This is a genomic window from Rhizobium sp. N621 (genome assembly GCF_001664325.1).
Classification (GTDB): domain Bacteria; phylum Pseudomonadota; class Alphaproteobacteria; order Rhizobiales; family Rhizobiaceae; genus Rhizobium; species Rhizobium esperanzae.
The window spans coordinates 3,223,577-3,241,556 of sequence record NZ_CP013495.1; the positions used below are offsets into that span (position 1 = coordinate 3,223,577).

Annotated in this window: 16 protein-coding genes; 11 read left to right on the top strand and 5 right to left on the bottom strand. The window is 60.6% G+C overall.

Features of this window, described 5'->3' with window-relative positions:
• Positions 1–17: 17 nt before the first annotated feature.
• Positions 18–1,091 (bottom strand): hypothetical protein, encoded by a 1,074-nt coding sequence (locus tag AMK00_RS15695; RefSeq protein WP_064811006.1) that lies wholly within the window; start codon positions 1,089–1,091, stop codon positions 18–20.
• A gap of 91 nt (positions 1,092–1,182) precedes the next feature.
• On the bottom strand, positions 1,183–1,767 hold the full coding sequence (locus AMK00_RS15700; RefSeq protein WP_064811007.1) for a thymidine kinase: 585 nt from the start codon (positions 1,765–1,767) through the stop codon (positions 1,183–1,185).
• A 236-nt stretch (positions 1,768–2,003) separates the two neighbouring features.
• Here AMK00_RS15700 and AMK00_RS15705 point away from each other — a divergent pair, with 236 nt between their 5' ends.
• From AMK00_RS15705 to AMK00_RS15730, 6 genes are all read left to right on the top strand, one after another.
• Positions 2,004–2,960, top strand: coding sequence for a choline ABC transporter substrate-binding protein (locus AMK00_RS15705; RefSeq protein WP_011426321.1), 957 nt, complete (start codon positions 2,004–2,006; stop codon positions 2,958–2,960).
• A gap of 74 nt (positions 2,961–3,034) precedes the next feature.
• Positions 3,035–3,880, top strand: coding sequence for a choline ABC transporter permease subunit (gene choW / locus AMK00_RS15710; protein ID WP_011426322.1), 846 nt, complete (start codon positions 3,035–3,037; stop codon positions 3,878–3,880).
• The gene (gene choV / locus AMK00_RS15715) at positions 3,877–4,929 is read left to right on the top strand and encodes a choline ABC transporter ATP-binding protein (RefSeq protein ID WP_064804161.1); all 1,053 of its coding nucleotides are present in this window, start codon (positions 3,877–3,879) and stop codon (positions 4,927–4,929) included. Before choW ends, choV begins: the two co-directional genes overlap by 4 nt.
• A 31-nt stretch (positions 4,930–4,960) precedes the next feature.
• Positions 4,961–5,710, top strand: coding sequence for a HugZ family pyridoxamine 5'-phosphate oxidase (locus AMK00_RS15720; RefSeq protein WP_064811008.1), 750 nt, complete (start codon positions 4,961–4,963; stop codon positions 5,708–5,710).
• A gap of 108 nt (positions 5,711–5,818) precedes the next feature.
• Positions 5,819–6,136 (top strand): ArsR/SmtB family transcription factor, encoded by a 318-nt coding sequence (locus AMK00_RS15725; RefSeq protein ID WP_064811009.1) that lies wholly within the window; start codon positions 5,819–5,821, stop codon positions 6,134–6,136.
• A gap of 241 nt (positions 6,137–6,377) precedes the next feature.
• The gene (locus AMK00_RS15730) at positions 6,378–7,703 is read left to right on the top strand and encodes an aspartate aminotransferase family protein (protein ID WP_064811010.1); all 1,326 of its coding nucleotides are present in this window, start codon (positions 6,378–6,380) and stop codon (positions 7,701–7,703) included.
• 78 nt (positions 7,704–7,781) lie between these two features.
• Here the strand turns inward: AMK00_RS15730 and AMK00_RS15735 are convergent, their stop codons facing one another.
• Entirely contained in the window at positions 7,782–8,696 is a 915-nt protein-coding gene (locus AMK00_RS15735; RefSeq protein WP_064811011.1) for an HD-GYP domain-containing protein, read from the bottom strand.
• 464 nt (positions 8,697–9,160) lie between these two features.
• Here AMK00_RS15735 and AMK00_RS15740 point away from each other — a divergent pair, with 464 nt between their 5' ends.
• The gene (locus tag AMK00_RS15740) at positions 9,161–10,264 is read left to right on the top strand and encodes a branched-chain amino acid ABC transporter substrate-binding protein (RefSeq protein WP_064811012.1); all 1,104 of its coding nucleotides are present in this window, start codon (positions 9,161–9,163) and stop codon (positions 10,262–10,264) included.
• A gap of 78 nt (positions 10,265–10,342) precedes the next feature.
• Here AMK00_RS15740 and AMK00_RS30885 read toward each other — a convergent pair whose 3' ends face one another.
• Positions 10,343–10,642 carry a TonB C-terminal domain-containing protein gene (locus AMK00_RS30885; protein WP_064813938.1) on the bottom strand — a complete coding sequence of 100 codons (300 nt, stop codon included), beginning with the start codon at positions 10,640–10,642 and terminating at the stop codon, positions 10,343–10,345.
• A gap of 144 nt (positions 10,643–10,786) precedes the next feature.
• Between AMK00_RS30885 and ade the strand changes: the two genes are divergently transcribed.
• A complete protein-coding gene (gene ade, locus AMK00_RS15745) occupies positions 10,787–12,484 on the top strand; it encodes an adenine deaminase (RefSeq protein WP_064811013.1) in 1,698 nt (565 codons plus the stop codon).
• Between the two features lie 22 nt (positions 12,485–12,506).
• On the opposite strand, the gene bglA is transcribed toward ade, so the two are convergent.
• A complete protein-coding gene (gene bglA / locus AMK00_RS15750) occupies positions 12,507–14,228 on the bottom strand; it encodes a beta-galactosidase BglA (protein WP_064811014.1) in 1,722 nt (573 codons plus the stop codon).
• A gap of 285 nt (positions 14,229–14,513) precedes the next feature.
• On the opposite strand from bglA, the gene AMK00_RS15755 reads away from it, so the two are divergent.
• Genes AMK00_RS15755 through AMK00_RS15765 form a run of 3 tightly spaced genes read left to right on the top strand, consistent with a single transcriptional unit; the run spans position 14,514 to position 17,980 of the window.
• Positions 14,514–16,094, top strand: coding sequence for a peptide ABC transporter substrate-binding protein (locus tag AMK00_RS15755; protein WP_064811015.1), 1,581 nt, complete (start codon positions 14,514–14,516; stop codon positions 16,092–16,094).
• A 48-nt stretch (positions 16,095–16,142) separates the two neighbouring features.
• On the top strand, positions 16,143–17,066 hold the full coding sequence (locus tag AMK00_RS15760; RefSeq protein WP_064811016.1) for an ABC transporter permease subunit: 924 nt from the start codon (positions 16,143–16,145) through the stop codon (positions 17,064–17,066).
• The gene (locus AMK00_RS15765; RefSeq protein WP_064695801.1) at positions 17,063–17,980 is read left to right on the top strand and encodes an ABC transporter permease; all 918 of its coding nucleotides are present in this window, start codon (positions 17,063–17,065) and stop codon (positions 17,978–17,980) included. The genes AMK00_RS15760 and AMK00_RS15765 overlap by 4 nt, the downstream gene beginning before the upstream one ends.

The following is a 17,980-nucleotide window of genomic DNA, read 5'->3' on the forward strand; positions in this document are numbered from 1 at the left end:
ACGGCGCGGGGCACGGATCAGGAACGCAGGAATGGCAACCTGAAGCGGAAGGACCCGCGCGCCGTATCGATGAGCGGCGCTCCCGGCGTTTCCGGTGCCGGCTCGCCATAGGCCGGAAATTTTCCGGCGACGTCGAGGTCGGCCCGGCTCTTGCGCCGCTCCAGATCCTGGGCGACCAGCATGCCCTTCTCGAACAGCCTGATCGGGGCCGCAATATCGGCGAAGAGTTCCGGCTTGATCCTGACCTTCATGCCCGGCCGGTCGGTATCGACCTGCGCCTGATAGATGATCAGCCGCTCCTCGACATCGATCATCAGCTTGCGCAGCAAGACGTTGCAGGCACCGATCCGGCCATTCAACGAATCGACGAAAGCCTGGAACAGGCCGATGAAGCGTTCGCGCCGCTGACTGTCGTCCCGCATCTCGTGCTCCTCCGCCGAAATTCGCTCGGCCTCTGCCTTCAACGCCCGTCGCTCTGCCTCCATCTGCTCCCAGTGCGCCCTGTTGCCATAGACGCCGATGCGGCCCTGGGTCGTCAGCGCCTTGGCATTGAGCTCCTTCATCTTCAGGCGGGCGATATCGATGGAATCGACCAGCCGGCGCCGTTGCTCGACAATGCCCACGAGACCGTGTTCGGCTATCTTGTGGCGTTCGATGATCGAGGTGCGCTGGCTTACGATCAGCTTGGCGAGCGCGTCCGATTTTGCCAGGAGGTCGAGCAGCCGCTCGATGACCGGCGCCTCGCGCACGCGTTCGGTATACATGCGCCACATTCTCTGGCGCGACGTCCAGCCGGCCATTTTCTCGCGCAGCGTCAATCCGCGGAAGCTGTCGAGATCGGCCGAAACCTCCGCCGTCATCCGGTCCAATGTAAAGACCAGTTCGGCAAGCAACGCATCAAGCGCTGCGCCATCGGCGATATGGGTCTGGAAGCGCGCATTCTGTTCGAGAAAAACCTCGTCGGCCGACCGCGTTTCGTCGCTGTCAAAGCCGCGGATGCAGGCTTCGCAATAGGCTCCCTCGGCCGCAATCTTTTCGGCAAGGCCGCCTGCGGCTTCGTACTGGCTGTCGAATGGCGGAGGTTTGCGCACCTGATCTCCCCGGAGAATCTCCTACCCAAGCTAGCCGCTCCAGACGCCGAAGAAAACCGGCCCTTTCATCGCCTCACACAGGCTCGGCGATCTAGGCCCCGTTCATTTCGTCGTCCCAGTGCCTGCGGCAGAGAGAGACATATTTCTCATTGCCGCCGACATCGATCTGCGCCCCTTCATGCAGCACCTTTCCCTGCGCGTCCAGCCGCACCACCATCGTCGCCTTACGCCCGCAGTGGCAGATCGTCCGCACCTCGCGCATTTCGTCGGCGATCGCCAAAAGCTCCTGTGAGGCCGGAAACAGCTTGCCCTGAAAATCCGTCCTCAGCCCGTACACCATGACCGGGATGCCGAGTCGGTCGACGATGCGGGCAAGCTGCCAGACATGGAGGGGTGTCATGAAATGCGCCTCATCGACGAAGACGCAGGAGATCGGCGCCCCTTCGCCGCTCAGCGTCATGACCAGTCGGAACAGATCCTCGTCCGGTTCGAAGGGAATGGCGCTCGCCTCCAGCCCGATCCGCGAGCCGATGACGCCGCGGCCGGCGCGCTCGTCGAAGGCGGCGATCAGCTGCACCGTACGCATGCCGCGCTCCTGATAATTATAGGAGGCCTGCAGCAGCATCGTCGACTTGCCGGCGTTCATCGTCGAGTAGTTGAAATAGAGCTTTGCCATCCGATTTCTCCTTGATCGGCTTATTGAAAGCTCGGATTGGCAAAGAAAAGCCCCGCAACGGCGATAATCACAGGAATTGACGCCCAAAACCGGCTGAAAGCCGCGAAAACCCGCGACTGCGAAAAATCTGCAGACGTCGCAATCGCACCCGTCGATACGACGCAAACACACTGAGGTCGCTTGTCAAACTGGGTTATTGGTGATTGGCTTGGGGACCTAAAGACTGGGAGTCTAAAATGAAAACAACAAGCACATTCAAACTCGTCACTGCAACTGCCGTCGCCGCCCTCTCCGTTGCGACCGCCGCCTTCGCCGCCGATCCCGACAGCTGCTCCACCGTCCACTTCTCCGACGTCGGCTGGACTGACATCACCGCCACGACGGCGACCGCCTCCGTCGTCCTGAAAAGCATCGGCTACCAGACCGACGTCAAGGTCCTCTCGGTGCCGGTCACCTACACCTCGCTGAAGAACAAGGACATCGACATCTTCCTCGGCAACTGGATGCCGACACAGGAAAAGGACGTCCGCCCCTATATCGATGACAAGTCGGTCGAATCCTTCGGCCCCAATCTGGTCGGCGCCAAGTACACGCTCGCCACCAACGCCAAAGGTGCAGAGCTCGGCATCAAGGACTTCAAGGATATCGCCGCCCACAAGGACGATCTCGACGGCAAGATCTACGGGATCGAGCCCGGCAATGACGGCAACCGCCTCGTCATGGATCTGATCGAAAAGAACACCTTCGGCATGAAGGATATGGAAGTCGTCGAATCCTCCGAACAGGGCATGCTCGCCCAGGTCGCTCGCGCCGAGAAAGCAGGCAAGCCCGTCGTCTTCCTCGGCTGGGAACCCCATCCGATGAACACCAACTTCAAGCTGACCTACCTCACAGGCGGCGACGACGTCTTCGGTCCCGACTTCGGCGGCGCCAAGGTCTACACGAATGTCCGCGCCGGCTACCTCGGCGAATGCCCGAATGTCGGCGCGATGCTGAAGAACCTGACCTTCTCCCTCGACATGGAGAACCAGATCATGGGCAAGATCCTCGACGACGGCAAGGAGCCGGAAGCCGCGGCTACCGAATGGCTGAAGGCCAACCCGTCGGCACTCGAGCCCTGGCTCGCCGGCGTCAAGACCCGCGACGGCAAGGGCGATGCGCTGGCGGCCGCCAAGACCAGTCTCGGCCTTTGATCACATGAACGGGGCGGCTCGCCGCCCTGCTTCATTTTTGTCCGATTGTTAGTTTTTTCTGGATAGGCGCGCTCTTGAATTGGATCACCGACTCTAAGATTCCCATCGGCCCATTGGCCAAATCCTTCGTGGACTGGCTGACCTCGAATGGCGAATGGTTCTTCAACCAGCTTGCCTTTCTGTTGTCGCACGTCATCGACGGCCTGCTCCTCGTGCTGCAAAAGCCGCATCCGCTGATCGTCATCGCGGTCATTTCCGCACTCGCCTTCTGGCTGCGGCGGTCGATCGCGATCACGCTATTTACCTGCCTTGGGCTGCTGCTCATCATGAATCAAGGATACTGGAAGGAGACGACGGAGACGCTCGCGCTCGTGCTCGCCTCCACCTTCGTCAGCATGGTGATCGGTATTCCACTCGGTATCGCGGCCGCCCGCCGCGCCTGGGTCTATGCCGCCATGCGCCCGGTACTTGATCTGATGCAGACCATTCCGACATTCGTCTACCTGATCCCGGCGCTGATCCTGTTCGGCCTCGGAATGGTTCCGGGCCTGATCGCGACCGTCATCTTCGCGATCCCCGCCCCCATCCGGCTGACGCGCCTCGGCATCATCTCGACGCCGCCCTCGCTCGTCGAAGCCGCCGTCGCCTTCGGCGCGCGGCCGATGCAGGTGCTGCGCAAGGTCGAGCTTCCCTTCGCCGCGCCGCAGATCATGGCGGGCCTCACCCAGACCATCATGCTGTCGCTGTCGATGGTGGTCATCGCCGCACTCGTCGGCGCCGATGGTCTCGGCGTGCCGGTCGTGCGTGCGCTGAACACCGTCAATGTCGCAAAAGGCTTCGAAGCCGGTCTCTGTATCGTCATCCTGGCGATCATTCTCGACCGCATGTTCCGCACGGCGGGTGAAGGAGACGGCGCATGACCGCGGTAAGCTTCAAGGATGTCAGCATTATCTTCGGCGATCGGCCGGAAGCCGCCCTTGCCATGGCCGACCAGGGCAAAACGCGTGACGAGATCGGCGCCGCGACCGGCCTGGTGCTGGGCGTCGCCAATGCCTCGCTGACGATCGAGGAAGGCGAGATCCTCGTGCTGATGGGCCTTTCCGGTTCGGGCAAGTCGACCTTGCTGCGCGCCGTCAACGGGCTCGCTCCCGTGGTGCGCGGCGACGTCGCGGTCTCCACGACCACCGGCCTCGTCAACCCTTATAAATGCAATGCCAAGGCGCTGCGCGAACTGCGCACCCACACCGTCTCCATGGTGTTCCAGCAGTTCGCTCTCCTGCCCTGGCGCACCGTCGCCGAAAATGTCGGCTTCGGTCTCGAACTCGCCGGCATGCCGGAGGCCGAACGCAAGGCCCGCGTCGGCGAGCAGCTCGAGCTCGTCAACCTGACGAAATGGGCGAACCGCAAGGTCAACGAACTGTCAGGCGGCATGCAGCAGCGTGTCGGCCTTGCCCGCGCCTTTGCCACCGGCGCCCCGATCCTGCTCATGGACGAGCCGTTCTCGGCGCTCGACCCGCTGATCCGCACCCGCCTGCAGGACGAACTCCTGGAATTCCAGCGGCGGCTGAAGAAGACCATTCTCTTCGTCAGCCACGATCTCGACGAGGCCTTCCGCATCGGCAACCGCATCGCCATCATGGAGGGCGGCCGGATCATTCAGTGCGGAACACCGCACGACATCGTCAAGAACCCCGCGGACCAGTATGTCGCCGACTTCGTGCAGAACCTCAATCCGATCAACATGCTGACCGCCGCCGACGTCATGCAGCCCGGCCTTGGCCAGACGGCCGCCGGCATGAGCGTCAGCGCCACGGCCCGTGCCGCAACCCCGCTCGTCGATGTCCTCGACGTGCTCGCCCGCCAGCCGGGCAGCATCGGCATCGTGGAAAACGGTACGGTCATCGGCACCATCACCGCCCAGGATATCGTCGCCGGCCTCACGCGCCATCGCCGCAAGGAGGACGCTTGATGTTTTCGATCCGCTTTGCCACAAAGCGGATATGAAAGATCAACCGTCGCCCTTACGCGAAACCGACGAGGAGGCCCGCAGGCTCGCCCGCGTGCTGCTGCGCTCCGCACGGTACGCGGCGATCGCCGTTCTCGATCCCGACACCGGTTTTCCCTTTGCCAGCCGGGTCCTCCTCGCCACCGATATCGACGGCGCCCCCGTCATCCTGGTTTCGAAACTTTCGGCTCACACAAAGGCGCTCGCAAGAGACCCGCGCGCCTCGCTGCTGGCCGGTGAGCCCGGCAAGGGCGATCCGCTTGCCCATAGCCGGCTGACGACCCAATGCATGGCGGAGCCGATTGAGCATGGTCATCGGTTCCACGAGCGCATTCGCACCCGTTTTCTCGATCGCCATCCCAAGGCAAATCTCTATATCGATTTCCCCGATTTCCTCTTCTTCCGTCTCAAACCGGAGCAGGCGAGCCTCAATGCCGGCTTCGGCCGAGCCTACCATCTCGACGGAGGAGATCTCATCATCCAGTCGCCGGCAAACGAAGAGATCGCCGCCAAAGCGGCCGAAACAGTGCGAGATTTAGTAGAACGCCATCCCGATGTGACGGAAGCCCTTGCAGCGCGCTTAAAAGCCCCGAAATCGGCTTCTTGGCGCATCTGCGGCATCGATCCGGCGGGTTTTGAGATCATTTCCGGCGACTTTTTGGTGCGATGCGAATTCGAAACGCTCGCTGTGGATTCCGATCACATTTGTTCAAACATATCTAAAATAGCATACTCGATACCTTAAATTTAGGTATATACAATCTTCGAGCCCAGTTGCTAATTTTGCCGCGGGCTCCGGCAGACAGCCCTTACCAGATAGATGATGTACGTTTCGCATTAGGAAGATAACAATATGGAAACCCCCGATTTGGCTGACCACACGAATGTGGCGGCAGCACTATTGTCAGCCATGGCCAATCCCAAAAGATTGCTGATCCTGTGCAGCCTGGTGAAGGGCGAAGTCGCCGTCGGCGTGCTTGCCACACAAGTCGGCCTCAGCCAGTCGGCGCTTTCACAGCACCTTTCGAAACTGCGCGCGCAGAAGCTGGTCAAGACCCGCCGCGACGCCCAGACCATCTACTATTCGAGTACTTCCGAGCCTGTCATGAAGATCCTGACGACGCTCGAAGACATCTACCTTGTTCCGAGCAGAAGCAGATCCGCAGCCTGATGATAGCGCTGACATAAGCGTTGGCCGCTGCCGCGCCGAAGGAAATGCTCACCGGAAGTCTCGGCAACGTATTCCAGCAGCTGAACTCTAAACGACCGGCAAATCTCGCGATTTGCCGGTCGTGCTTTTTCGTCGGGACTTTTCTCGTTGACGCGTTGGGAAGCCCTGATAATTTGACCGGGCAGTAAAAATTCGGGCGACAAGCCCCCGGGAACGGGCCGCCAACGGCCAGGAGAACAGCATGTCCAACCGCCTCAATGCACCGAACGATCTTCGTGCCTTCTGGATGCCATTCACGGCAAATCGCCAGTTCAAGAAGGAGCCGCGGTTATTCGTCGGCGCCAAGGACATGTATTATACCACCCATGACGGTCGTCAGGTGTTGGACGGTACCGCTGGCCTCTGGTGCGTCAACGCCGGCCACTGCCGCCCGAAAATCACCGAAGCCATCCGCGAACAGGCGGGCGAACTCGATTACGCGCCGGCTTTCCAGCTCGGCCATCCCAAAGCGTTCGAACTGGCGAACCGCCTGGTCGATATCGCTCCGGAAGGCATGAACCACGTCCTCTACACCAATTCCGGTTCCGAATCCGTCGAGACTGCCCTCAAGGTGGCGCTTGCCTATCACCGCGTGAAAGGTAACGGTTCGCGTTTCCGCCTGATCGGCCGCGAGCGCGGCTATCACGGCGTCAATTTCGGCGGCATCTCCGTCGGCGGCATCGTCGCCAACCGCAAGATGTTCGGCACGCTGCTCACCGGTGTCGATCACATGCCGCACACCCACCAGCCCGGCAAGAATAACTTCAGCCGCGGCGAGCCTGAGCATGGCGGCGACATCGCCAGCGAACTCGAGCGCATCGTCACGCTGCATGACGCCTCCACCATCGCCGCCGTCATCATCGAGCCGGTGGCCGGCTCCACCGGCGTCCTGATTCCGCCGAAGGGCTACCTGCAGAAGCTGCGCGAGATCTGCACCAAACACGGCATCCTTCTGATCTTCGACGAAGTCATCACCGGCTTCGGCCGTCTCGGCGCCCCCTTCGCCGCGCAATATTACGACGTCAAGCCCGACATGATCACCACCGCCAAGGGGCTGACCAACGGCGTCATTCCGATGGGCGCGGTGTTCGTCACCTCCGAGATCCACGACGCCTTCATGAACGGGCCGGAGCACATGATCGAGTTCTTCCACGGCTATACCTATTCCGGCAACCCGATCGCTTCCGCTGCAGCCCTCGCCACGCTCGACACCTACAAGGAAGAAGCTCTGCTCACCCGCGCCGCCGAGCTTTCGGATTATTGGGCCGACGCGCTGCATTCGCTCAGGGACTGCCCCAACGTCATCGACATCAGGAACACCGGCCTGATCGGCGCAATCGAACTCGACCCGATCGCCGGCGAGCCGACGAAACGCGCCTTCACCGCCTTCCTGAAGGCCTATGAGAGCGGGCTTCTGATCCGCACCACCGGCGACATCATTGCACTCTCTCCGCCGCTGATCATCGAGAAGCAGCATATCGACGAGCTCTTCGGCAAGCTGCGGACCATCCTTCAGAACAACATCTGAAGACGCCCACGAGGCTCTCTACCAAAGACCCGCGATGGACAATGTTCTCGCGGGTCTTTTCGTCTGAAAATGCAAACCTCAGCTCACAGAGGCGACGGAAAGGCAGAGGGCGAACTTTTTCAGGAGCTGGCGATCGAAATGCCCCTCGGCGCCGAACATCCATTTCAGTGCCTGGCTGGCACTCCACGGCGCCTTATATGGCCGCACAGAGGTAATGGCGTCATACACATCGCAGATCGTGGCCATCCGCGCGTGGAGGCTCACCTCGCTGGCGGGCAAACTGCGCGGATAGCCTTTGCCGTCGATACGTTCGTGATGATTGAGGCATACGTCGAGAACGATGTCCGACATGCCCTCCTGCCGCGACAGGATCGCGTGCCCCTTCTCCGGATGGCCCCGAAGTAAGCCGATCTCATCCTTTTCCAGGGGCCCCGTCTTGTTCAGCACCTCAAGCGGAACTTCAAGCTTGCCGACATCGTGCAGCAAACCCGCGGTGCCGAGCATCTGGATTGTATGCTCGTCGAGTGCGAGATGGCGGCTGAAAAGGATCATCAGCGCGCTCACCGAAATGGAATGCAAAAAGGTTACCTCGTCCTTTGATTTCAGGCGCGTGACGCTCAGGAACACCGCGGGGTTCTCATCCATTGACTTGGAGACGGACGAAATCACCGGCGCCACGTGATCTATGCTGACTCCATCGCCGTTTCGCAGCTTTGCGAAAGCCTCTTCCAACAACTGCACTGATTTCTGGACGGTCTCTCGCGCGGCCTGAATGTCGATCTCGACGTCACGGCCCGGCAGGCCGTTGGTATCGAGCCCCTTGCTGGTATTGATGACGACGCTGGCAGTGCCGCATTTACGAATTCTTGCAGCATCGACTTCGCGCCGCAGGGAAAATCTGCGCTTGCACAAAAACGGATCCTGCCACAGGCCCTCGATAACCTCCACAAACATTCCGATACACACCTGACCGGCGTCGATACGCTTGAGCATCAGATCTCTGTTTCCCGATAGGTCTATCTAATTCTTTGTATAGTTCTCTGTTTCAATGCGGCGGTATTCGGGGTCTCCTGGATACTACTGCCATTGGCCAAACTATCGGTTAATAGGAAAGTTAAAGACAACCTTACGGATGTGATTTTGTCCGGAGGCAGGTCGTGACCATTCGCCGCCTCGCCTCTGAAAACCATGCAAAACCGAAGGAAATGATCCGTTCCGGCTGAATTTTCGGCCGGAACGGCCGAATTTCCTTCCATTTTGTTATGAACTTGCGCAAGCTCAGCAAAATTTCTAGAAATCTTGCCATGAGCCCTGCCCGAGTCAAACATGTCCGGCGGGTTCGCTGATCGCACCGTTACCGGTCGTCCTTGGCCCAGCCTCTGGAGGCTGTTGAATGATCGGGAAAGCCGGCGCGGCACATCATCGCGGGTCGACGACCCCATCCAAGGAGACAGACAATGACCCTCAAGACATTGACGGCGGCCCTCGTCGCGTCACTCGCCTTTGCGCCCCTTGCTCATGCCGATATCACCATCGGCCTGATCGCGCCGCTGACCGGCCCCGTCGCCGCCTATGGCGACCAGGTGAAGAACGGCGCTCAGACTGCCGTCGATGAGATCAACAAGAAGGGCGGCATTCTCGGTGAGAAAGTCGTGCTGGAACTGGCCGACGATGCCGGCGAACCGAAGCAGGGCGTTTCCGCCGCCAACAAGGTTGTCGGCGACGGCATCCGCTTTGTCGTCGGCCCGGTGACATCGGGCGTTGCTATCCCCGTGTCGGATGTTTTGGCTGAAAACGGCGTGCTGATGGTCACCCCGACCGCCACAGCCCCCGACCTCACCAAGCGCGGCCTCGCCAACGTGCTGCGCACCTGCGGCCGCGACGATCAGCAGGCCGAAGTCGCCGCCAAATACGTGCTGAAGAATTTCAAGGACAAACGCATTGCCATCGTCAACGACAAGGGTGCCTACGGCAAGGGTCTTGCCGACGCCTTCAAGGCGACGCTGAATGCCGGCGGCATCACCGAAGTCGTCAATGACGCGATCACACCTGGCGACAAGGATTTCAGCGCGCTCACCACCCGTATCAAGTCCGAAAAGGTCGACATCGTCTATTTCGGCGGCTACCACCCGGAAGGCGGCCTGCTCGCCCGCCAGTTGCATGACCTCTCCGCCAACGCGATGATCATCGGCGGCGACGGCCTCTCGAATACCGAATTCTGGGCGATCGGCACCGATGCGGCAGCAGGCACGCTGTTCACCAATGCGTCAGATGCCACCAAGAATCCGGACTCAAAGGCTGCCGCCGAAGCGCTTACCGCCAAGAACATCCCGGCCGAAGCCTTCACGCTCAACGCCTACGCCGCGGTGGAAGTTCTGAAAGCCGGCATCGAAAAGGCCGGCAGCGCCGAGGATGCCGAAGCCGTCGCGGCTGCTCTGAAGGGCGGCATGGAGGTTCCGACCGCCATCGGCAAGCTCACCTACGGCGAGACCGGCGACCTGACCTCGCAGAGCTTCTCGCTCTACAAGTGGGAAGGCGGGAAGATCGTCGCTGCCGAGTAGTTCACGGATCTCGTGAAACAGGATCGGGTGCCTTGCGGCGCCCGATTTGTATTTGGGCGTCAGTTCGTCTTCTTCAGATCACCGCTTCAGATCACCGCGCATGTAATCCTCCAGCGTGGTTGGTGTAGTGAGAACCAATGGCTGGCTATAGGTTCTATCGGGCAGAGGTCTTGGAACGATTGTATGGAATTGGGCAAGGACACTACGCTTGAGGCTCGCATCCATAGCCTCGCTTCCAGACGGCTTTGCCAACGTGACGCTGGCGACCTTTCCGTATTTGTCAGTCTTGAAGGTAACCGAATTTTGCGCGGTCTTCGTCGTTTCACAACCGCTCAACAAAAGAACAGCCGCACAGGCGGCCGAAATAATTGCTTTCATATCATGACCTTGAGTTGGGAATTAGCATCTGTATTCTGGCTTCACTAGCATTGCCACGGTCAAGTCGGAAGCGGCCCGAAATATAACCAAGAGTTTTTCCGCGCTTATCACAGCAGCAGCAGAAACCAGTCGAAGAGGTAGACCATGACCACCAAGCTCGAACGTCTCATCGACCAGGGTGTAGGCCGTATCCCCGCCGACATCGTGCTGAAGGGCGGCAGCTTCTTTGATCTCGTCACCGGCGAAATCGTCCGCTCCGACATCGCCATCGGCGCCGACCGCATCGTCGGGACTTCAGGCGACTATAGGGGCGAGACCGAGATCGATATATCTGGCAGAACAGTCGTTCCCGGCTTCATCGACACACATCTGCACATCGAATCCTCGCTGGTGACGCCGCATGAATTCGATCGCTGCGTCTTGCCCTATGGCGTCACCACCGCCATCTGCGATCCGCACGAGATCGCCAATGTGCTCGGTGCCGAGGGCATCGAATTCTTCCTCAAATCCGCGCTGGAGACGATCATGGACATCCGCGTCCAGCTCTCCTCTTGCGTGCCGGCAACGCATCTTGAAACTTCGGGCGCCGACCTGCCAATCGGGCGCCTGCTGCCCTTCCGCGATCATCCCAAGGTGATCGGCCTTGCCGAGTTCATGAATTTCCCCGGTGTGATTCACAAGGATCCCGTCTGCATGGCCAAGCTCGACGCCTTCCAGGGCGGCCATATCGACGGCCACGCGCCGCTTCTTTCCGGCAACGACCTCAACGGCTATCTCTCGGCCGGCATCCGCACCGAGCATGAGTGCACGAGCGCCACCGAGGCGCTGGAAAAGATTCGCAAGGGCATGCACATCCTGGTGCGCGAGGGCTCGGTCTCCAAGGATCTCGCCGCGCTGATCCCCATCATCACCGAGCGGCTTTCACCTTACCTCGCGCTCTGCACCGACGACCGCAATCCGCTCGATATCGCCGAACAGGGCCATCTCGATCATATGGTTCGCACCGCGATCGCGAGCGGCGTCGAGCCGCTCGCCATCTACCGCGCCGCCTCGATCTCTGCCGCCCGCGCCTTCGGCCTTAGAGACCGCGGCCTGGTGGCGCCGGGCTGGCGCGCCGATCTCGTGGTTCTCGACAGCCTGCAAAGCTGCCGTGCAGAGATGGTTTTTTCCGCCGGCCGCCGTGTCACCGACGCACTTTTTGCCACGCGCAAACCGGTCGCCCCGATCGGTCTCGACAGCGTCAAGGCCCGGCCGGTCAATGCCGCCCATTTCGGCGTGCCGGTCGCCGAGGGCGAAACATCGGTCATCGGCGTCATGCCCGGCAAGATCATCACCGAGCATCGCCGCTACCGCCTGCCGACCAAGGGCAACGAGACGACGGTCGATCTAATCAACGACATCATCAAGGTCGCCGTCATCGAGCGCCACGGCAAGAACGGCAATCATGCCAATGGCTTCGTCCAAGGCTTCGGCCTGAAGAAGGGTGCGATCGCCTCCACCGTCGGCCATGACAGCCACAATATCTGCGTCGTCGGGGTCAACGAGGACGACATGGCGCGCGCAGCAAATCGCCTCGGAGAGATCAAGGGCGGCTTCGTCGTCGTTGAGGACGGCAAGATCACCGGCGAAATCGCCCTACCCGTCGCCGGCCTGATGAGCATCGAGCCTTACGAGACAGTGCGCGACACGCTGCACAATCTGCGCCAGGCCGCCTTGGCACTCGGCGCCACGCTGGAAGAGCCCTTCCTCCAACTGGCCTTCCTGCCGCTGCCCGTCATCCCGCATCTGAAGATTTCCGACCGCGGCATGGTGGACGTGGACAAGTTCGCGCTTATCGGGTGAGTAGCGCCGGGGTTGGGGATGCTTACTGCCAGGCCTCCGGCAATTCACCCTCGACAGGTTTCGCAACGGGCACCCTCCCGAGCAGCTTCGAAAGGCCACCAACGCGCGCACAAAACCCGTCCAGCGCCCCAAGCGTCACCGTTCCGGCATCGTCCACAGCCTCGTAGCCCGGCATGGCCAAGGGCTCTCCGAATGCCATGCCGTCAGGCAGGCGGAATTCCGCCGGTTTGCGCGTCAGATTGAAAACGAACAGCAGTTTCTCTCCGTCCTTTTCGCGGGTGAAGGCGAGCAGGTCCTGATTGGTGCCGATGAAGGTCATCTCGCCGTCGATCAGCGCGGGGTGGCTCTTCCGGAAGGCCAGCGTCCGGCGGTAGTGGTGCAGTACCGAGCTGTCGCTGTCCTCCTGCGTATCAACGGAAAGCGCAGCCTGCTCGTAAGGCACCGGCAGCCAGCTCTTTTCAGCCGAGGTGAAGCCCGCATGCGCCTTGCCGGCCTCCCAGGGGATCGGCGTGCGGCATCCGTCGCGGCCCTTGAAGGCCGGCCAGAAGCGGATGCCGTAGGGATCGCGCAGATCCTCGAAGGCAAGCTCCGCTTCCGCTAGTCCGAGCTCTTCGCCCTGATAAAGGCAGATCGAACCGCGCAACGCCGCAAGTACCGAAATCGCGAGCTTGGCGATAACCGGCCGCTCCTCCTCGGTCAGTGCAAACCGGCTGACATGGCGCATGACGTCATGATTGGAGAAAGCCCAGCAGACCCAACCGTCGGTCACCGATTTCTGGAAGGCTTCGACGCAGCCGCGGATATGCGCGGCGGTGAAATCAGGCCCCAGCAGATCGAAGGTGTAACACATGTGCAGCTTGTCGTCGCCGCTCGTATAGGCGGCCACCGTCTTCAGCGAGCGAGCACCGTCACCGACTTCGCCGACGGTCGTGCGATCTTCATAGCGATCGAGCAGCGCCCGAAAGCGCTTGAGGAAGCCGATATTTTCCGGCTGCGTCTTGTCGTAGAGGTGGTTCTGCATGCCGTAAGGATTGGTGTCGGGCGCATCGAGGCCCCCATCACTGGTATCGGGCTCGTGCGGCGGATTGCTTCTGAGCTCTCTGTCGCAGAAGTAATAGTTGACCGTGTCCAGCCGGAAGCCGTCGACACCGCGGTCGAGCCAGAACTTTACCGTCTCCAGCACCGCCTCCTGCACTTCTGCGCTGTGGAAATTGAGATCGGGCTGCGAAGTCAGGAAATTGTGCTGGTAATATTGCCGGCGCACGCCATCCCATTCCCAGCCCGGGCCGCCGAAGATCGACAGCCAGTTGTTCGGCGCCGTCCCATCGGGCTTCGGATCGGCCCAGACATACCAGTCCGCCTTCGGATTGCTCCGGCTCCCCCGGCTCTCGACGAACCAGGGATGTCGGTCGGAGGTGTGCGAGATCACCTGGTCGATGATGACTTTGATGTCGAGCCTGTGCGCCTCGGCCATCATCTCGTCGAAATCGGCGAGCGTGCCGAAAATCGGGTCGACATCGCAATAATCGGAGACGTCATAGCCCATGTCGGCCATCGGAGACTTGAAGAAGGGTGAAAGCCAGATCGCATCGACGCCGAGGCTGGCGATATGCGGCAGCCGACGGGTGATCCCTTTCAGATCGCCGAGCCCGTCGCTGTTGGTGTCCTGAAACGAGCGCGGATAGACCTGATAGATCACCGCTCCGCGCCACCAGTCCGCATTCCCGTCTGCCTGCAATGCCATCGGCTACATCTCCTGCCTCGTTTGCGCTCGACACACTAAAGCGGACGAAACAAAAGACAACCACGTGAAGCCGTTATGAATGGAGCCGAAACCGCCGCGACGCTTCGTCGCGATCCAACAAGAGGGAGCCGTATATAGGCTTGTCCACAACCGCAAACCAGCCTCCGGATTTGGGGTTGCAACGCAAAGCCTTTGCGATAAGGTGCGCACTGACCTGCACGTAAAAGGTCAAACCCGGGAACAAATGTCTAATAAAGGCGCAAAGCCTAGGAAGGTGGACCCACGATGAACCATTTCGCGAAAAAATTTCTCGCCTCCGCAATGCTTGGCACATTGCTGGCGTTTTCGGCTCAAGCGGCGACGCTCAACATTCACAATGGTGGCGACCCGCAGTCACTCGATCCGCAGAAACTTTCAGGCGACTGGGAGAATCGCATCGCCGGCGACATCTTCGAAGGCCTCGTCACCGAGGATGCCAAGGACAATCCGGTCCCCGGCCAAGCCGAAAGCTGGACGATTTCGCCCGATGGCAAGGTCTACACCTTCAAGCTTCGCGACGGCATCAAGTGGTCCGATGGCCAGCCGGTAACGGCAGGAGACTTCGTCTTCGCCTTCCAGCGCCTCGTCGACCCGAAAAACGCCGCCGACTACGCCTATCTGCAGTTCACCATCAAGAACGCCGAAAAGATCAACAAGGGCGAGATCACCGATCTCAGCCAGCTCGGCGTCAAGGCGATCGACGACAAGACCCTCGAAATCACCCTGGAAAATCCGACTCCCTATTTCCTCAATGCGCTGATGCACTACACGGCCTATCCGCTGCCGAAGCATGTCGTCGAGGCGAAGGGCCAGGATTGGGTCAAGATCGGCAACATCGTCACCAACGGCCCCTATAAGCCGGTCGAATGGGTTCCCGGATCGCACGTCACAACAGTCAAGAACGACCAGTGGTACGGCTCCAAGGATCTGAAGATCGACGGCGCCAAGTTCTTCGTGCTCGAAGATCAGGAAGCGGCGCTGAAGCGCTACCGCGCCGGCGAATTCGATATCCTCACCGACTTCCCGACCGACCAGTACGAATGGATGAAGAAGAACCTGCCGGGCCAGGCGCATGTCGCGCCCTTCTCCGGCCTCTATTATTACGTCGTCAACTCGCAGAAGCCTCCTTTCAGCGACAAGCGCGTCCGCCAGGCTCTCTCCATGGCGATCAACCGCGAAGTGATCGGCCCACAGATCCTCGGCACCGGCGAACTGCCGGCCTATTCCTGGGTTCCGCCAGGCACTGCCAACTACGGCGAGCCGGCCTATGTCAGCTGGAAGGATCTGCCTTACAAGGACAAGGTCGCCGAGGCCAAGAAGCTGCTTGCCGACGCCGGCTTCGGCCCAGATAAGCCGCTCCACGCGGTCCTCAGCTACAATACCAATGACAATCACAAGCGCATCGCCGTCGCGATCGCTTCCATGTGGAAGCCGCTTGGCGTCGATGTCGAGCTCGTCAATGCCGAAACGAAGGTGCATTACGACCAGATGCAGCGCGGCCAGGTGGAAATCGGCCGTGCCGGCTGGCTCGCCGACTACAATGACCCGGACAACTTCCTGAACCTGCTGGTGACAGGCGTCCAGATGAACTACGGCCGCTGGTCCAATCCAGATTACGACAAGATGATCAAGGACGGCAACGCCGAAACCGATCTGAAGAAGCGCGCCGAAATCTTCAAGAAGGCCGAGCAGCTGGCGCTTGATGAATCCGCCGCCCTGCCGATCTATTATTATGTCTCGAAGAATGTCGTCTCACCGAAGATCGAAGGCTTCGTCGACAACATTCAGGACATCCACCGCACGCGCTGGCTGTCGATGAAAGAGTAAGGGAAAACGGTCCTTCCCGCACACTGCGGGAAGGACCGGCCCACGACCATGATCAAATATGCTCTCCGTCGCCTGCTGTCGACGATCCCCGTCATGTGGATCGCCGTGACAGCCTCGTTTTTCGTCCTGCGCCTCGCTCCCGGCGGCCCCTTCGATGGCGAAAGGCCATTGCCGCCGGTGATCCTCAAAAATCTCGCGGCCCATTACAATCTCGACAAGCCGCTGATCCAGCAATACCTGCTCTACGTCGGAGATCTGCTCAAGGGCGATCTCGGCCCCTCCTTCTCAAGCGAGGATTTTAGCGTCGCTCAGCAGATCATGATTGGTCTGCCCTATACCTTCACGATCGGCACGGCCGCTTTCCTGCTCGCCATCCTCGTCGGCGTGACCGTCGGCTGTCTCGGGGCGCTCTATCAGAACAAGGCGCCGGATTACATTCTCGGCAGCCTCATCCTGATCGGCGTCGTGCTGCCGAACTTCCTGATCGCGCCGATCCTGCAATTGATCTTCGGCATCCATCTCGCCTGGTTTCCGGTTGGCGGCTGGGGTGACGGCTCGCTCAAATTCCTTGTCCTGCCGATCGTCGTTCTGGCCCTGCCCCATGCCGGGCGCATCTCGCGCATAACCCGCGGCTCGATGATCGAAGTGATGAACCAGAACTTCATCCGCACTGCCAAGGCCAAGGGCATCGGCCCGCGGCTGACGGTAATGCGCCACGCGCTGAAGCCTGCGCTGATGCCTGTCGTCTCCTATCTCGGACCGGCAGCAAGCTACCTTCTCACCGGCTCGCTCGTTGTCGAGAGCATCTTCGGATTGCCCGGCATCGGCCGCTACTTCGTCAATGCGGCGTTGAACCGCGATTACGGCATGGTTCTCGGTACGGTCATCTTCTACATGGTGCTGATCGTATTCCTGAACCTTCTCGTCGATATCGCCTATGCGTGGCTCGATCCGAAAGTGAGAAACCGATGATCCTCAACCCCGCAAAACGCGAGCTGCTCGCCCAGGAACTTCTGGAGGCGGAAGGTCTGGCGCCCGAAGGCCGTTCGCTGACCAGGGATGCGCTCCGTCGCCTGGCGCGCAACAAGGCCGCCGTGCTCTCGATCGCCGTCCTGGGGCTCCTGATCCTCGCCGCCTTCCTCGGCCCCTGGTTCATTCCCTTCAACTACGAGGACCCGGATTGGGCGGCCTTCCGCATCCCGCCCTCGATCGAGACCGGCCATTATTTCGGCACCGACCCGAACGGCCGCGACCTTCTCGCCCGGGTGCTCTACGGCACCCGCGTCTCGCTGGCCGTGGCGCTGACGGCAACCGTCGTCTCCGTCGTCATCGGGGTGCTCTATGGCGCGATCTCAGGCTATATCGGCGGCAGGCTCGATGCCATCATGATGCGTTTCGTCGACATCATGTACGCGCTTCCCTATATCCTTTTCGTCATCCTGCTGATGGTGATCTTCGGCCGCAACGTCTACCTGCTCTTTGCCGCGATCGGCGCGCTGGAATGGCTGACCATGGCCCGCATCGTGCGCGGCCAGACGCTGTCGATCAAGCATCGCGAATTCATCGAAGCGGCCCGCGCATCCGGGCAGCGGCCGTTCAAGATCATTGTCAAGCACATCATCCCGAACCTCGTCGGCCCCGTCGTCATCTTCGCGGCGCTGACCGTGCCTGAAATCATCGCCACCGAAAGCTTCCTCTCCTATCTCGGCTTCGGCGTGCAGGAACCGCTGACCTCGCTCGGCACGCTGATCGCGGAAGGGACCGATGCGATGGAAAGCATGCCCTGGCTGCTGATCTTCCCGGCAAGCTTCCTCGTCGCCCTGCTGCTCAGCCTGCTTTTCATCGGCGACGGCCTGCGCGACGCGTTCGACCCGAAGGATCGATAG

Excerpts from the sequence above, each read along its gene's own strand:
- AMK00_RS15740 (WP_064811012.1), top strand. The coding sequence starts at position 9,161 with ATGACCCTCAAGACATTGACGGCGGCCCTCGTCGCGTCACTCGCCTTT.
- AMK00_RS15705 (WP_011426321.1), top strand. The coding sequence starts at position 2,004 with ATGAAAACAACAAGCACATTCAAACTCGTCACTGCAACTGCCGTCGCC.
- ade (WP_064811013.1), top strand. The coding sequence starts at position 10,787 with ATGACCACCAAGCTCGAACGTCTCATCGACCAGGGTGTAGGCCGTATC.
- AMK00_RS15735 (WP_064811011.1), bottom strand. The coding sequence starts at position 8,696 with ATGCTCAAGCGTATCGACGCCGGTCAGGTGTGTATCGGAATGTTTGTG.
- AMK00_RS15760 (WP_064811016.1), top strand. The coding sequence starts at position 16,143 with ATGATCAAATATGCTCTCCGTCGCCTGCTGTCGACGATCCCCGTCATG.
- AMK00_RS15720 (WP_064811008.1), top strand. The coding sequence starts at position 4,961 with ATGAAAGATCAACCGTCGCCCTTACGCGAAACCGACGAGGAGGCCCGC.
- bglA (WP_064811014.1), bottom strand. The coding sequence starts at position 14,228 with ATGGCATTGCAGGCAGACGGGAATGCGGACTGGTGGCGCGGAGCGGTG.
- choV (WP_064804161.1), top strand. The coding sequence starts at position 3,877 with ATGACCGCGGTAAGCTTCAAGGATGTCAGCATTATCTTCGGCGATCGG.
- AMK00_RS15765 (WP_064695801.1), top strand. The coding sequence starts at position 17,063 with ATGATCCTCAACCCCGCAAAACGCGAGCTGCTCGCCCAGGAACTTCTG.
- AMK00_RS15700 (WP_064811007.1), bottom strand. The coding sequence starts at position 1,767 with ATGGCAAAGCTCTATTTCAACTACTCGACGATGAACGCCGGCAAGTCG.
- AMK00_RS30885 (WP_064813938.1), bottom strand. The coding sequence starts at position 10,642 with ATGAAAGCAATTATTTCGGCCGCCTGTGCGGCTGTTCTTTTGTTGAGC.
- AMK00_RS15730 (WP_064811010.1), top strand. The coding sequence starts at position 6,378 with ATGTCCAACCGCCTCAATGCACCGAACGATCTTCGTGCCTTCTGGATG.
- AMK00_RS15725 (WP_064811009.1), top strand. The coding sequence starts at position 5,819 with ATGGAAACCCCCGATTTGGCTGACCACACGAATGTGGCGGCAGCACTA.
- AMK00_RS15755 (WP_064811015.1), top strand. The coding sequence starts at position 14,514 with ATGAACCATTTCGCGAAAAAATTTCTCGCCTCCGCAATGCTTGGCACA.